18 protein-coding genes are annotated in these 14,358 nt (G+C 55.3%); 5 read left to right on the forward strand and 13 right to left on the reverse strand.

The genetic code is table 11. The annotated features are described in order from the left end of the window. Positions 1-36: 36 nt before the first annotated feature. The 5 genes from QJQ48_RS02270 to QJQ48_RS02290 all read right to left on the reverse strand — a co-directional run bounded on the left by QJQ48_RS02270 (position 37) and on the right by QJQ48_RS02290 (position 5,488). Positions 37-1,158 (reverse strand): TRAP transporter substrate-binding protein, encoded by a 1,122-nt coding sequence (locus QJQ48_RS02270; RefSeq protein ID WP_346289563.1) that lies wholly within the window; start codon positions 1,156-1,158, stop codon positions 37-39. Positions 1,159-1,261: 103 nt separating this feature from the next. Continuing rightward, on the reverse strand, positions 1,262-3,517 hold the full coding sequence (locus QJQ48_RS02275) for a putative PEP-binding protein (RefSeq protein ID WP_346289564.1): 2,256 nt from the start codon (positions 3,515-3,517) through the stop codon (positions 1,262-1,264). 178 nt (positions 3,518-3,695) lie between these two features. Then, positions 3,696-4,490, reverse strand: a complete 795-nt coding sequence (locus QJQ48_RS02280) for a class I SAM-dependent methyltransferase (RefSeq protein ID WP_346289565.1) — start codon at positions 4,488-4,490, stop codon at positions 3,696-3,698. A gap of 63 nt (positions 4,491-4,553) precedes the next feature. Further along, on the reverse strand, positions 4,554-4,898 hold the full coding sequence (locus QJQ48_RS02285; RefSeq protein ID WP_346289566.1) for a carbon dioxide-concentrating mechanism protein CcmK: 345 nt from the start codon (positions 4,896-4,898) through the stop codon (positions 4,554-4,556). 188 nt (positions 4,899-5,086) lie between these two features. Continuing rightward, the gene (locus tag QJQ48_RS02290) at positions 5,087-5,488 is read right to left on the reverse strand and encodes a Fur family transcriptional regulator (protein WP_346289567.1); all 402 of its coding nucleotides are present in this window, start codon (positions 5,486-5,488) and stop codon (positions 5,087-5,089) included. 108 nt (positions 5,489-5,596) lie between these two features. Between QJQ48_RS02290 and purS the strand changes: the two genes are divergently transcribed. Both purS and purQ read left to right on the forward strand, forming a co-directional pair. Next, the gene (gene purS, locus QJQ48_RS02295; RefSeq protein ID WP_346289568.1) at positions 5,597-5,866 is read left to right on the forward strand and encodes a phosphoribosylformylglycinamidine synthase subunit PurS; all 270 of its coding nucleotides are present in this window, start codon (positions 5,597-5,599) and stop codon (positions 5,864-5,866) included. Between the two features lie 60 nt (positions 5,867-5,926). Next, complete coding sequence (gene purQ / locus QJQ48_RS02300; protein WP_346289569.1) at positions 5,927-6,625, forward strand: phosphoribosylformylglycinamidine synthase subunit PurQ; 699 nt, start codon at positions 5,927-5,929, stop codon at positions 6,623-6,625. On the opposite strand, the gene QJQ48_RS02305 is transcribed toward purQ, so the two are convergent. Beyond that, on the reverse strand, positions 6,622-6,981 hold the full coding sequence (locus QJQ48_RS02305; protein WP_346289570.1) for a hypothetical protein: 360 nt from the start codon (positions 6,979-6,981) through the stop codon (positions 6,622-6,624). The two genes, purQ and QJQ48_RS02305, sit on opposite strands and share 4 nt — an antisense overlap. 263 nt (positions 6,982-7,244) lie before the next feature. Here QJQ48_RS02305 and QJQ48_RS02310 point away from each other — a divergent pair, with 263 nt between their 5' ends. Continuing rightward, positions 7,245-7,949 (forward strand): LmeA family phospholipid-binding protein, encoded by a 705-nt coding sequence (locus QJQ48_RS02310; protein ID WP_346289571.1) that lies wholly within the window; start codon positions 7,245-7,247, stop codon positions 7,947-7,949. Positions 7,950-8,194: 245 nt separating this feature from the next. Then, the gene (ftsE, locus tag QJQ48_RS02315; RefSeq protein WP_346289810.1) at positions 8,195-8,923 is read left to right on the forward strand and encodes a cell division ATP-binding protein FtsE; all 729 of its coding nucleotides are present in this window, start codon (positions 8,195-8,197) and stop codon (positions 8,921-8,923) included. Between the two features lie 14 nt (positions 8,924-8,937). On the opposite strand, the gene tatA is transcribed toward ftsE, so the two are convergent. From tatA to QJQ48_RS02335, 4 genes are all read right to left on the reverse strand, one after another. After that, positions 8,938-9,120 (reverse strand): twin-arginine translocase TatA/TatE family subunit, encoded by a 183-nt coding sequence (tatA, locus tag QJQ48_RS02320; RefSeq protein WP_346289572.1) that lies wholly within the window; start codon positions 9,118-9,120, stop codon positions 8,938-8,940. A gap of 72 nt (positions 9,121-9,192) precedes the next feature. Beyond that, the gene (locus QJQ48_RS02325; RefSeq protein WP_346289811.1) at positions 9,193-10,395 is read right to left on the reverse strand and encodes an aspartate aminotransferase; all 1,203 of its coding nucleotides are present in this window, start codon (positions 10,393-10,395) and stop codon (positions 9,193-9,195) included. After that, the gene (locus tag QJQ48_RS02330; RefSeq protein ID WP_346289573.1) at positions 10,395-11,546 is read right to left on the reverse strand and encodes an iron-containing alcohol dehydrogenase family protein; all 1,152 of its coding nucleotides are present in this window, start codon (positions 11,544-11,546) and stop codon (positions 10,395-10,397) included. Before QJQ48_RS02330 ends, QJQ48_RS02325 begins: the two co-directional genes overlap by 1 nt. Before the next feature lie 145 nt (positions 11,547-11,691). Beyond that, the gene (locus QJQ48_RS02335) at positions 11,692-12,228 is read right to left on the reverse strand and encodes a Ycf51 family protein (RefSeq protein WP_346289574.1); all 537 of its coding nucleotides are present in this window, start codon (positions 12,226-12,228) and stop codon (positions 11,692-11,694) included. On the opposite strand from QJQ48_RS02335, the gene QJQ48_RS02340 reads away from it, so the two are divergent. Beyond that, entirely contained in the window at positions 12,227-12,382 is a 156-nt protein-coding gene (locus QJQ48_RS02340; protein ID WP_346289575.1) for a hypothetical protein, read from the forward strand. The two genes, QJQ48_RS02335 and QJQ48_RS02340, sit on opposite strands and share 2 nt — an antisense overlap. A 62-nt stretch (positions 12,383-12,444) precedes the next feature. On the opposite strand, the gene hisA is transcribed toward QJQ48_RS02340, so the two are convergent. From hisA to QJQ48_RS02355, 3 genes are all read right to left on the reverse strand, one after another. Next, the gene (hisA, locus tag QJQ48_RS02345; protein WP_346289576.1) at positions 12,445-13,218 is read right to left on the reverse strand and encodes a 1-(5-phosphoribosyl)-5-[(5-phosphoribosylamino)methylideneamino]imidazole-4-carboxamide isomerase; all 774 of its coding nucleotides are present in this window, start codon (positions 13,216-13,218) and stop codon (positions 12,445-12,447) included. A 275-nt stretch (positions 13,219-13,493) separates the two neighbouring features. Next, positions 13,494-13,763: a YciI family protein gene (locus QJQ48_RS02350; protein WP_346289577.1), complete on the reverse strand. Its 270-nt coding sequence runs from the start codon at positions 13,761-13,763 to the stop codon at positions 13,494-13,496. A 62-nt stretch (positions 13,764-13,825) separates the two neighbouring features. Then, positions 13,826-14,317 carry an ureidoglycolate lyase gene (locus tag QJQ48_RS02355; RefSeq protein WP_346289578.1) on the reverse strand — a complete coding sequence of 164 codons (492 nt, stop codon included), beginning with the start codon at positions 14,315-14,317 and terminating at the stop codon, positions 13,826-13,828. Positions 14,318-14,358 lie beyond the last annotated feature (41 nt).

Raw genomic sequence — 14,358 nt, forward strand, 5'->3', positions numbered from 1 at the left:
TTTCCAAAGTCACCATTATACACTAGCTGCTAGAGCTTAAACATTAGCCCGATTGACAAAACCCGAAAAACCGAGTTCATTGACTCGGTTCCAGGTATAGACCTCGTCCCGAAACTGCCTCCACTGCTGGTAAACAGATTTAAATGTGGCATCACTGCTGGCGTTTTCTTCATAAAGCTCAAAAGCAGCCTGCTCCGCTGCCGTCATAATCTCGCGGCTGTAGGCCACTAGCTGCGTGCCCCCCTCTAGCAGACGCTGCAGGGCAGCCCCGTTGAGAGCGTCGTACTGGGCCAACATGTTTAAATTGGCTTCGTAGGTGGCTGTTTTCAAGACCTCCTGATATTCACCGGGGAGCTGATTCCACTGGTCTAGGTTGACTTGGAGTTCCAGCGTTGCCCCCGGTTCCCACCAGCCTGGGTAGTAGTAAAACTGAGCGGCCTCGTTGAGGCCCAGCTTTTCATCGTCGTAGGGGCCGACCCACTCCGCCGCGTCGATCGCGCCTCGGTCTAAGGCCAAGAAAATTTCGCCCCCCGGCAGCACCTGCACGTTGACGCCAAGGCGCGCCATCACTTCGCCTCCTAGTCCCGGAATGCGCATTTTGAGTCCTTGCAGGTCTTCAGTTGTCAGAATTTCCCGCTTAAACCAGCCGCCCATTTGGGTGCCCGTATTGCCTGCCGGAAAGCTGATGACGTTGAAGTCGGCATAGAGCTGGTGCATGGCGTCTAGGCCGCCGCCGTGATAAAGCCAGGCGTTTTGCTGCTGGGCATTGAGGCCGAAGGGAACGGTGGTGCCAAAAGCCAAGGCGGGATTTTTACCGACGTAGTAGTAGCTGGCGGTATGACCGCATTCAACGGTACCGGCCTGCACCGCGTCGAGTACCTGTAGCCCTGGCACAATTTCGCCAGCGGCGAACGGTTCGAGGACAAACTTACCGCCTGTCATCTGGCTGACGCGATCGCCAATGGTTTGCGCGCCGCCGAAAATCGTATCGAGGGACTGCGGCCAGCTCGTAGCCATGCGCCAGCGGACAGTCGGCAAGTCTGCGGTGGCCGAGTCTGACTGAGCTGAGGTGGAATCTCCGGCCCGGTTACAGGCAGCCAGGGCTGTGGCAGTCCCCGCACTGACGGCGGCATAGTTGATTAGCTGTCTGCGCTTCATGACTCTTGCTAAATTTCTGAGGATTTTTTGGGTATCTGATGACACATTTAAGCATTAGGGCTTTGAGGCGCAGCGATCGCGGTAAAAATCTTAGCGAACGGGTTTACTGGTGGTACTGCTGCTCAGCCTGGGCGATCGCCTCATAGGTTGTCTCTAGAGCATCCACCTCAACCGAGACGGAGTTGAGGCCCAGTTCCACCCAGCGCTCTAGCATTTCTGGATACCGTACCGGGGCTTGGCCGCAAATAGAGCAGGGCAGCTTTAGCTGCTGGGCCTGTTGAATGAGCTGGGCGATCGCCGCTAGGACTGCCGGGTGAGATTCTGTGTAGGCACTGGCAAATTCTGGGCGATCGCGATCGATCCCCAGCAGAAGCTGAGTCAGATCGTTGGTGCCGAGCGTGATGCCGCTGACCCCTGCTTGCACGTAGCTGGGGAGCAAAAAAAGAACTGAAGGCACCTCTGCCATGATCCAAAGCTGGAACTGTGCCTGTTGCCAAAGCTGAATCTGCTCGCAGCGCTGACGGCAAAACTTGAATTCCTCTACTGTGCGCACAAACGGCAGCAGCAGTTGGATGTTGCTTAGTCCGCTCTGGTAGACCTGCTGAATGGCCCGGAGCTCCAGATCAAACAAATCTGGGTAGAGCTGATAGCTGAAAGCACCCCGCACCCCCACCATCGGATTGCGCTCTACGGGGGGACTCCCTTTCAAGTCTTGAAACTCATGGGAGCGTAAGTCTAAGGCGCGATAGCGTACGGGGCGCGGAAATAGCGCCTCCGCAAACAGGCGCAGACGGTTGGCGAGGCGTGTTGTCAGCTCCTCATGCCGATTGCGCTGCAGCCAATAGTGGGGATGCTGATGCTCTAGCAGCGGCAGCAGCATCAGCTCTGAGCGTAGCAGGCCAATACCGCTGACGGGCACAGCTATCTGCTGGAGCTGTTTGAGACTGGCAGGCTGACTAAGATTGACCATTAGATCGATCTGGAGCTGTCTGTCTATCGGGGGTGGCTGCTCTGCCCCGGTCGGGCGGCTGGCGATCGCTGGCGGAAAGGCGGTTTTGGAAACCAGGCCGCGATCGCCATCAATCCAGACCTCCTCATCCGCACTTAGCTGCTGTGTGGCCTGAGCTACCCCTACCACGGCTGGAATGCCCAGTTCGCGGGCTAAAATGGCCGCATGGGACGTGAGGCCCCCTTGCTCCGTGATAATCCCGGCTACCTGCTGCAGGGCGGGGACCCAATCGGGTAAGAGCTGGGCCGTAACCACAATCCGCCCCCTCAGGGTTGCCAGAGCTGGCGATCGCAAAATAACGGTTTTGCCATTGGCCTGACCGGGTGCGGCTGCCAGGCCGGTGAGCAAAGTCGATCCCGTCAGAGGTGATGAGCGAGGCGGATCGAGGGCTGACGGTGAGAGCCGGGTTTGAGCTTGCCCCTGAGCGATGTAGGGCTTATCGGTGGGGGCCGCAATCAGCCACTCGATCTCCCAGGCTGACCCCAAGACCGTCTTAACTTTACGGGCCAGTCGCATCAGGTCGTCCAGCTGCTCTTCGCTGAGTTCTGGGGCCGTCTCGGTTTCTGGTAGCCACTGAGTTGTGACACAGCTAGCGGACGGCTGGGACGGCTGGGCTACGGTATGACGCAGGAACTGCTGCCCTGGCTGCCAGCGCTTGAGCTGTCCCTGTTCGATTTGATAGCGCGTTGGCACCGCCTCTCCCTGGGACAACGCTGTACCCAGTCCTGACACCGCCCAGATCTGGGCCTGCTGGTTGATGAGCTGTAACCGCCCAGAAAAGCTGGCGGCAAGCAATGGCTGTATCAGAATGGTCAGACGAATATCAGGAATCTGAATTTGCGATCGCTGCCAATAAAAAAGGCTTTGGGCCGTAAACAGTTTGGCCCAGACCGCTCTCAGACCAGCGCTCAGGGCTTCTGGGGTGGCCCAGCATGTTTGCGCCGGTAGCAGCCCGCCCAGATGGTTGAAGCCAACGGGTATGACCCCCTGGCCTAGACTCACCGACGGTCTAAGAATCAAAGCCCTATCGGCTAGCTGCTCTGTCAGGGGCTGACCAGACCAACCGAAAGGGGTCGCCTGCATCGCCTGCTGGATGCGCTGAGCCACCTCCTGAAGCTGCTGAGCATCTTGAAGATTAAGGTGCAGGGAGGAGGTGAAGAGGTCAGCCAGAAAGGGTTCTAAACGGCTAGTCGCTTCAATAAATTGCTGAAAGCTAGAATGCATGACCACCCAGCCTGGCGCCACGGGGTAGCCGCGCTGGACGAGGAGGCTGAGGTAAAAGACTTTATCACCGACAAGAAAACGCTCATCCGGAGACAGGTGATTAAGTTGGCGAAGTTGAATTTCCAAGCTGACACCTCAGCAGCTTTCTCGTCCCTGTCCCAGTGTTGCACTCCAGCTAGACGGTCGGCGGCGCGATCGCCCTAACCGATCTGTCCCCTACCAGCTTCAACATGTCAGGCGAGAGCCGCCCGTATCAAGTCGCAAATCTATTTAGCAGTTTAAGGCAGGGCTGGCCTGAACCCGGTCAGGAGATTTGTGTGGCCTCAGTCAAATACACCTGGGTCACATAGTGCAACTCAACCCGATCGCGATCGCCTGCAAACTGCTCGTACAGATGCTTCAAATCGGTCACAAGCTGCTGATAGGCTTCCCCCTGCTGCGGCACATAGGAGGAACTGCGGCAGCGTCCTAACAAGGCGGCTAGGTTCAGGCTTTGGTGATAGGCATAGGAATGGTGTCTCAGCCCGCCGAATAGAGGACTGGCTGCTACCTGCTCAAGGGCGCGGCGGTGCTCCTGGTTGGGATAGCGATTGCCTGTTGCCTGTCGCACTAGCTGACTGTAGGCTGCCGTAAACTCATCGGCTTCATCGCGGTCGTTCCAAACCAGCGCTAATCTGCCAGCAGGCTGCAAAATTCGCTGAAACTCCTGCAGGCTGGCCTCAGGATGAAACCAGTGAAATGACTGAAAGCAGGTAACTAAATCCACGGAATGGCTGGGTAAGCCAGTTGCTTCGGCTGTAGCCCCTCGATAAGTCACCTGGGCATGGGGAGGCGCTGCCTGTCGCATAGCCGCATTCGGCTCAAGGGCAATGACCTGCGCCCCTGACTCAGCCAGCAGTCTAGCGGAAATACCTGTGCCCGCGCCCACGTCAGCGACCCGCAGTGGCTGAGCTAAACCCTGCAGAATCTCAGCGATCGCAGCCGCAGGGTAGCTGGGGCGGTAGCGGCCATAGTCATCAGCACGCTGAGAAAACCTGTCTAAAGGATTTTGCTGATAGAGCGGTGGCGCCGACGGCTCTGGAGCCGAAAAGCTGGTCATAAGCGTGACCTGACTGAGTGAGAGAGGGGAAAATGACAGAAAATCTGTCTATCTATTAGCTATCTAATTGCTACGACCCGGAAGAATCGGAACTTCAACCGCCTGCCGGAAACGTTCAACGCTTTCGTCAAAGTCGATGGGCAAGACAGCGACCACGTTTTCATGGGGGCGCGGAATGATCACCCAGGTTTCTAAAACTCCTCCCGGCGCATTTTCAGCCGCTTCTACCCCGGCTGCCATCGCTGCTTTGACCTCAGAGATATCTCCCCGAATGTTGATCACAAACCGGGCACTCCCCGCCCGAATATAGTTAACCAGCGTTACCCGACCTGCCTTGACCATGGCGTCTGCTGCTGCCAGCACAGGGGGAAAACCTTTTGTTTCAAGTGAGCCAACGGCCTGTGGCATTGTCTATCTCCTTTGCAAGAGTGCGGTTTTTACAGCCAAACCTCATTGTACGGGCCTGAGCGAGGCAAGATTAAAAAGTGACGAATTGAAAATAAAAATCTCAGGGTTCAACAAACCTGGTAGATTCATTAATCCTAGTCTGGCTGACTTCCGTTCGACGCGATCGCAGCCAGCCTCTATCTCCACCCCTAAGACGCGGCTTCCGCCATGTCCTGCTGGCAGTCCGGGCACAGACCAAAAAACTCCAGGGTGTGATAAAAAATCTTGAATTGGTGAGACTGATGCAGATGGGTTTCTAGTTCATGCACCGGACATTCATCGATCGCAATGGAGCTACCACACTGCAGGCAGGTGAGATGGTGCCGATCTTCCTGCACCGAACTGTAGAGAGATTCCCCGTTCGGTAAGGTACGCACCTGCACCACTCCCTCTAGCTTCAGCGAGTCTAGGGCGCGATAGACGGTTGCCAGACCCATACTGCAGTTTTGCTGCCGCAGTTCTACATAAAGATCCTGGGCTGAAATACCCCGCTTTAAAGACTGTAATGCCTTAAAAACCTGATCTTGACTACGGGTTCGTCGCGCTTTCATGCTCTCTCGCCTCTGCCGTTTCTTCTATTTTCGCAGCTTAGCCGCTGTGATTGAGATGCGGTAGGATCGAAGGGCGTCATTATCAAATAAAAATCGCTAAAAATTGCTGTGGCAAATCAGTATCAGGCCAAAATCTATGTCACGCTGCGCCCGTCTGTGCTTGATCCCGCCGGGACAGCCGTACGCTCTGGCTTAGAACATATGGGGTATACCAATGTTGAACAGGTGCGTATTGGTAAATATATTGAAGTGTCGCTGACGGCTGAAGACGAAGCTGCCGCGCGCGCGCAGCTCGATCGCATGTGCGATCAGCTCTTGGCTAATCCCGTGATTGAAAACTACCGCTTTGAGTTAGAAACGGCAGCGGCGATCGCCTAGTGGCGGTTCAGGTTGCAGCGAAAAGATGGATGCGGCTCACCTTTCCCAGATTTAACAGCTATGAAGTTTGGCGTTATTGTTTTTCCCGGTTCCAATTGCGATCGCGATGTGGCTTATGTCACCCGCGATTTGCTCGGTCTGCCCACGCGCCTGATTTGGCACCAAGACAGCGATCTGGCCGATATTGACGTGGTCGTGGTGCCGGGAGGCTTTAGCTACGGCGACTATCTGCGCTGCGGGGCACTTGCCCAGTTTTCGGCAGCCATGCGGGCCACGATTGAACACGCTCAGCAGGGAAAGCTGGTGGTGGGAATCTGCAATGGCTTTCAGATTTTGACTGAAGTGGGGCTGTTGCCCGGTGCCTTAGTGCGCAACCGCAACCTAAACTTTATTTGCGATCGCGCACCGCTGAAAGTGGAACGCACCGATCTGCCCTGGATGCAGCAGTACAAAAAAGGCGAAGTCATTACGCTGCCCATTGCTCACGGCGAAGGCTGCTATTACGCTGATGCTGAGACGCTGCAGTCTTTAGAAGACAATGAGCAGGTGCTGCTGCGCTACTGCGATGCTGCAGGCGGCGTGAATGATGCCAGCAACCCCAACGGCTCCCTGCACAATATCGCCGGTATCTGTAACCCAGCGGGCAACGTCTTAGGCATGATGCCCCACCCAGAACGCGCTTCTGATCCAGCGCTGGGCTACACCGACGGCATCAGGCTGTTTCAAGGTGTGCTAGAGCAGGCGATCGCCGCTGCCTAAACGCCTAGACGGTTCTGCTCAATCCAGCTGATCACTTCGCCAGCAGATTCTGCGTAGAGAGTTTTGCCTGTGTTGGGGTCGTGGGCATACCACCAGTAGTTGCCTCTGGCATCTTGAGCCTGTTCAACCTGCAGCCGCGATCGCCCTTTGAACCACTGCTGCAGAGCATAAATCCAGCCCTGACGAGGAGATGGCTGCTGCCAGGCTGCGAGCTGCTGTCGCTCCTGTTCTAGAAGTGTGAGTAGGGAGCGATCGCCATTGGCTTGAGCAACGGCAATGCGATGCGCTAATGCCGTCGCCATATTGGTTTGATGCTGCTGTCCAGACTGAAAATAAGTGTTTCCTAGAGTTGCCATAGTTCTAAGCCTAACGGGATAAATTTAGACAGGTAAAATAGCGTTAAAATTAACCTTCATCTTAAGTCTAAGCAAAATTTTCTGTATTGACGGCTACCTTCTGGCCTTTTGTTTGCGAAAATACAGGCTAGCTTGACGATCTGGCGGTGATTGCTAGCGCTTCAAAGTTCAGCCTTTAGCCTGAGGTACCCCCAGCAGGCTCCCTTAGCGTATGAGGAAAGACTATATACTTGTCCTCAGTTTCCTGAATTAGAGTGGCCGCTATGTCAGTAAAAAAAGTTGTCGGCTGGGTGATGCTGGTCTGTGCCGTGGCCCTGTTTACCGGCTGTATTCCTAACGGACTGGTCGAACGGGGGATTGAGCGAGAACTGCCCCAGTACATCGGCCCGGCTGACAGCTACGACGTTGACATTGATGGGCTAAAGGTTCGCTCTGGTGAAGCCCAGCGCATTCTGACCGTGGGTGAGCGGGTAAGACCAGAAGGCGCACCCGTCATTGAGCGTCTGGAGCTAGAGCTGCGTAATGTGAAGTACAACCGAGGCGAGGAGCGCTTAGAAAGCATTGAAAGCGCTCAGGCTACAGCCCGGATTTTACCGACCGATCTAGCGGCTTTTTTGGAAACTGATGGCAATATTCGAGCCGCCGCGATCGCCCTACAGCCGCCCAATCAGGCCACCTTAAACATTCAACCTGAAATTGGCAGCTTGCCGATTCCGGCAGGCATTGCCGTGACGCTGGTGGGTGAACTGGTGGGCGAAGGCAGTCTAATCAGCTTCAACGTCTCTGAAGTTAGCGCCGCTGGCATCAATCTGGGCCGTGAGGCCGCCCGCCGAATTTCTCAGAGCGTCAATCCTTTAGCAGATCTCTCTAGCCTGCCAATTACCCTCCTAATTCAGGATATTCGAGTGGAGAATGAGGCCATTACTCTAGATGTGATCGCAGATCCGGCTAGTTTACAGCTACCCTAAGCGTAGCTAGGATAGGGTATCTGAGGCGATCGCTAAGAAAAGGCTGATAGTTGCAGCAAACTGCGCCTCATTCCAGTAAAATATCGGCTCATAGCGTGCTTTGGGTGTCGTCACACGGCTTTACAAACTTTGTTTCACCTTAGCAGTTCGACTCAGGTGTCTATATGACTTTTGTTGCTCCTCGTTCTGATAGCAGCCAAACCTCCCGCAAAAATATTCGAGAAAAGCTAGAGCAGCGCCTTCAGATGGTCTATACGCCCAAGGAAGCCGCTGAAGACAAAGCCAAAACCTCCCAACCGTCCTCGCCGCCGATGGTGACGCTCACCAACATCGGCAAAACCTATCGCAACGGCAGCAAAGCTCTGATTGACGTTAACCTGCAGGTTAAACGTGGCGACTTTCTGTTTGTCACGGGGCCGTCAGGATCGGGCAAGTCAACCCTGCTAAAGCTGCTCTATGGCCAAGAACGCCCTTCCACTGGGGAAATAATTGTCAACGACCACGACCTGACCAAGGTTAGGGGCAATCGGCTGGCTAAGCTCCGCCGCCGCATTGGTATCGTCTTTCAGGATTACAAGCTGATTCCCCGCCGCACCGTGGCCGAGAATGTCGAGTTTGTGCTGTGGGCACAAGGGTTCACCCGCAAAGAAATTAATCGCCGCCTGTGGCCGACCCTGAAAATGGTTGGGCTACAGCATAAGGCCCGCTGTTTTCCCGATGAGCTTTCTGGGGGAGAGCAGCAGCGGGTCAGCATTGCTAGGGCTGTGGTGAGTACGCCGCCGCTGTTGCTGGCCGATGAACCCACTGGCAACCTAGATCCTGACAATTCCATGCAGGTGATTAGAATTCTGAAAAAGCTGAACTCCATTGGCATTACCGTTATGGTTACCACCCATAACGAGCAGCTCGTGAGAATGTCTAATCACCCGGTCGTTCAGTTGCGCAACGGCTACCTGCATCAGGTGCGACGCTAACAGGGTAAAGGGGCCTATTCTTCGTCGTCTTCGTCTAAAAACGGCTGCTCTTCATCTTCAGGACTATCAATTTCATCCTTAAAGCCGCGCAGCGTTTTACCCAAGGCGCTGCCCAGTTCTGGGATTCTTTTGGGGCCAAAAATAAAAACCGCCACGATGATAATGATGCCAACCTCCGGCCAGCCTAAACCAAACATGATGCTCCTGGGTTAAGTTTTCAACACTATACTGTGGATCTGTCACGGGCAGGTTAAGAGTCTTAAGCCGCGTCAAACGCTGGCAGGTTCGGGCTGATAGCGGATGTTGGCTTTGCGTAAGCGCTCTATGGCTTCTCCTAAGCGATCGCAGTCGGCAATCAGGCTAACCCGCACATAGCCCTCGCCGCCCCGGCCAAAAGCATTCCCCGGCGTCAGCACCACGCCGGTCTGCTGCAGCACTGACAGGGCAAAATCCGTGGAGCTAACCCCAACCGGACAGGGCACCCAGAGATACATAGTGGCCTTCGTTTTGGGCACATCCCAGCCCAGGCTGGCAAACGCCTGAATCAGAAAGTCGCGGCGCTGACGATAGCGGTTTTGTACTTCACTGAGATAGACATCGGGGAGCTGTAGGGCCGTTTCGGCGGCTCGCTGCAGGGCGGCAAAGATGCCGTAGTCCAGGTTGGTTTTGAGGGTTCTCAGTCCCTGAATAATGTGGCGGTTGCCCACCACAAATCCAACGCGCCAGCCCGCCATGTTATAGGTTTTAGAAAGGGTGTGAAACTCGACGCCAATTTCTTTAGCCCCAGGGATTTCCAGCAGGCTGGTGGGGTGATAGCCGTCAAAGGCCAGTTCGGCGTAGCAAAGATCGTGAACCAGGATGATTTCGTGCTTGCGAGCAAAGGCCACCACGTCCTCAAAAAACTCCCTGGGGGCGGTCGCTGCCGTAGGATTGCTGGGATAGTTGAAATAGAGAATTTTAGCGCGATCGGCGACTTCGTCTGGAATCGAGGCCAGATCGATTAGCCAGTCGTTGTCAGGTGTCAAAACGATGTCATAAATTTTGCCGCCCGCGATCGCCGGACCGCGAAAATGGGCCGGATAGGCCGGAGAGGGCACCAGAGCCAGATCGCCCGGATTGATATAGGCCATTGCCAAATGGGCGAGTCCTTCCTTGGATCCCAACAAGGGCAATGCCTCCCCTTCCGGATCAAGCCGCACATCATAACGACGTTGGTACCAGGCTGTAATCGCCCGCCGAAAGCTGGCGGTCCCCTCAAACGGAGGATAGCCGTGATTGGCTACATCTTGAATTGCCGCCGTGGCCGCCTCAATCACCGGCGTCGGCGTTGGTCCGTCAGGATTGCCCATGCCTAAATCAATCAGGTCAAGCCCTTGTTCCCGCGCCCGCGCCTTAAGCTCATCTAACCGGGCAAACACGTAGGGAGGTAGCGCGCTCAGGCGCTGAGCCGGTTGAATCCAATCTAAGCTCATCATGATCTTACCTCCGGAGCCGGTTGAGAAATTTCAGTATGCAGTCGGGACGAGCGGCCCGCAAGGGGCATCGTTGTCGAAACCATCGCCGCAACGAGCTGCTCAGGCAGAACGGTAAACGGCAGATGATGAATATCTGAGGCGGGGCGGCAGGCGACCTCGGCAGCATGGCGGAGCTCAGCTAAAGAAATCTGGGCCAGCCCCAAATCTTCGAGGGATTTGGGTAGGCCAATCTGGTCATAAAACTGAATTAGTTGCTGACGGGCTGAGGCCGCTAAAGAACTGCCCTGTCCCATCTCTTCCAAGCGCAACTGCACCAAGATACCGTAGGCTACTTTTTCACCATGTAGCGCTGCGTGACTAGCCATCAGATGGGTCAGGCCGTTGTGAACGGCGTGGGCCGCCACTGTCCGACACTGCGCTCCCCCTAAACCGCCAATCACGCCTGCTAGCAGCACAGAGGCATCGACCACTTCGCGCCACTCTGCGCCGCCCGCTTCCTGTAGGGCTGCCTGTGACTTTTGAAACAGCAGATCGCGCAGCACTCTGGCCTGCTGCACTGCGGTAATAATCAGCGACTTTTGAGAGTGCCCACTGCTGACCGAGGCTTCGTACCATTTGGCTAGGGCATCGCCAATGCCAGCCACCAGGGTGCGGGGGGGGGCTGTGGCAATTAGGTCATAGTCTAAGACCAGCAGGTTGGGGCACTGCGGCAGCCCCACATCGTACTGAAAGGCTCCCTGCTCTGAGTAAACATTGGAAAGGGCTGTCCAGGCGGCGCAGGTCGCTGCCGAAGTGGGGATGGTGACAACGGGCAAGCCCTGATGATGGGCTAGCAGCTTAGCCGTATCCAAGGCTTTACCACCGCCAACTCCAATAATTACATCTGCTCGGTGGTCGGCGGCGGCTGCCTGTAAGTTCTGTAGCGTGGTCTCACTGCAGTCCGCTCCATAGGATGCCTGAGCTACGGCCAAAGAGGCTAAAGACTGGCTCAACCAGGACTCTGTCAGGGTTAAGGTGCGATCGCCGCCCACAATCAGTGGTCGTTGCCCCAAGCGCGCGATCGCCTCACCAATGTGCGCCAAAATGCCAGAGCCGCGCAGCACCTGAGCCGGTGCGATAGCTAAAGGAGGGAGAGTTAACTGAGTCATACGCCAATGTTTACGTAAATAAGTGACACAGGAAGACCAAAAAGGCGATCGCAGGTGAATAAATACTATGCCTACTATCAAAATAAAGTAGAGTCTAAATCTTTACCAAGCCTTGAGCGGTGATCTTAGCGGCTTGGCGTCTGACTCAACTATCTTGGGCAGGCAAGTCTTCCGCTTTTGGCAGCTGGGCTAAGCGGTCTTGATGGATCCGAATAGTTTGCGTCTCGCCTGTCTGTTCATCTGGAATGGGCTGAATCTGGCCGAGGTAGATCAGATCGGAGATGCCCCCCGGACGGTGCAGAATCGTTCTGGCTCGAATAGTGGGTATTTGACCCGGTGGTCCTAAACGCCCTGGCTTCAGCAAGTTGCTGGCTGCCTGCTTCAAGGTGGCTTCTAGCTCCGATTCGGTAATGGTTTCGGGCACTTTAATCACAATCTGAGCGGCCCCCGAATCGAAGACGGTGGTATAGGGAATCGCCCCTGGAATGCTGGTGCGGGTGAATGGCTCGAAGCTCAGTCCCAAAAAGCCGACGGTCAGGACACCCATAAACCCAGTAGCGCCCACCAGCCGAAAGCGAATGCCCCACTGGGCAAAGAAGGCGATCGTGGAGATGACCGCTAGGGCTAAGGTTAAGATCGCAGCCCACTTGGTAGCTTCTAGAAAATCGGCAGGGGTTAACATGGGTCGTCCTGTAGGGGAATTACCAAAGAGGCGATCGCGACCGGATTTAGCTCTCCGTCAGGGGCTTGCAGGGCCAACTCTCTATCTGGCCGGGGCACCTAATCAGCGGGCGATCGCACCCTTCGTGTATTTTGATCCTATCAGCAGGCGATAACCTTCTAGATAGACTGCGTCTCAAATGCTGAAGAAACGCCTGAATTCTGCCAAGCGGGCTCCCTACGCCAGCGTTGATTGGCCAAAATCGGGCGGTACATCCTGCCAGCGCCCTGGTCCTACGGCCCGGAGAGCCTCTTGCAGCGAAACATCGCCGGTATAGAGTGCCCGTCCCACAATGACTCCCGTTACGCCGACTGACGTGAGGCTGAGCAGACTCAACACATCGCTCAGCGAACCCACACCCCCTGACGCAATCACCGGAATCTCAATTGCCTCGGCCATCTGCCGCAGCGCCTTAAGATTCGGGCCTTTTAGGGTGCCGTCCCGCTGAATGTCGGTGTAAATAATTTCGGCTGCGCCTAGGCGAGCTACCTGCTGGGCCAGGGCGATCGCCTCAATTTCCGAAGTCTCCAACCAGCCCCGCGTCGCCACTTTGCCGTCTCTGGCATCAATACCGACAATTACCTGTCCCGGAAACTCGCTGCTGAGCTGACCGACTAAATCAGGATTTTCGATCGCTGCCGTGCCCAAAATGGCGTAGCGTACCCCCAGGCTAAACAGCTCCGATACCCGCTGATAGGTGCGCAGTCCACCGCCGACTTCTACCGGAATATTGACCGCTTGAACAATTTTTTGAATGGCTGCCCAATTTTCTGGCTTGCCCGCCTTGGCTCCGTCTAGATCCACTAGATGCAGCCGAGTTGCACCCTGATCAACCCACTGCTGGGCGATCGCTACCGGGTCTTCGCTAAATACCTGAGACTGCTCATAGTCCCCTTGGTACAGCCGCACGCAGCGGCCCTCTAACAAGTCAATTGCGGGAATCACATCCATTGCAGCAGCCCCATTCAGCAAATTTTATTGTATCGCTTCATCGAAAAATCCTCGGCGGCAACCGAGGTTGAAAATGCTGCTGCCCCTTTGCCAAAAAGCTGGCCCTAGCTACCGTCTGAGGAGAGGCTGTCAAAGGTAGAACTGGTCAGTTTTTGATGACAGTTGCCAACGCTGATCAGAGCGCTTGAAAGACCAAATCAGAGCTAGCTTGGAGCTAAAAGCGATTGCGCTGAAACTTGAAACGGGGGGCGATCGCCTCTCATTCATAGCCAGGGCTAAAAAGCCTGAATCCATTCGTACACCTGATACTCTGTCCAGATGCCGTTTTGCCAGTAGGGATCAGCTTCCACAAGCTGACGCACGGCTGCCTCGCTGTCCGCTTCGTAAATACCGAAGACGCGGGTGGCGTCTTGAGTCGGACCAAGGGTGATGAGCGTTCCCCGGTCTTTTTGGGCTTGAAGTCCCTGTAAATGAGCCTCGCGGTACGGTGCCCGCTTGGCTAAAACATCTTCGCAGTAGCTGCCCCAGAGAACGTACTTTGGCATAGGTCTTTCTATCGATTCGACGTCCCTAAGATTTTACTGGCTGAGGCATGACGGGCGATCGCTTAGACAATCTCAAATTTCAGCCCATACTCAGCCTGGAGATTACAGGTATCGTGATCAGTGATATTGGTATCGCTCAGCTCTAGGTTGTAAAAATTGACGACTTCAGAATCAAAATAGGGGCCTGCGTGCCAGGTGCCTACCGCCAGCTTGACAAAACAGTTGCCGGGAATTTGAAAAGCCTGAATGTCTGCTGGATCAGGGCCAGCCCTATCTCCCGGTGGCGCAACTGCTAGCAGCCAGGTTTTAGCTTCTAAGGAACCTAAACACTGCGTACACCGCTGATGGCGAGTAATGCGATCAAACTGTCGGCCTCGCCGCCGCAGCTGCATGATGTAGAAGCGCGGCCTGCCTTGATCTAGCTTTAGCTGGGCGTCTTGAATATCAAAAGCCTTGCCGTCGGCTGAGGGGAAAATGACCTGACCGTAGGGACTAAAGTTTTCAGCGGTAATGGTTTGAGCAGCGAGCGATCGCGAGACAATACCTGACTGCATACTCTAAAAACTAGCTAAAGATTCGGTAGATAAGAATTCTG

Origin of the sequence: Sphaerothrix gracilis Ecp01 (assembly GCF_030405905.1) — a bacterium.
In the GTDB taxonomy this organism is placed as follows: Bacteria; Cyanobacteriota; Cyanobacteriia; order Phormidesmidales; family Phormidesmidaceae; genus Sphaerothrix; species Sphaerothrix gracilis.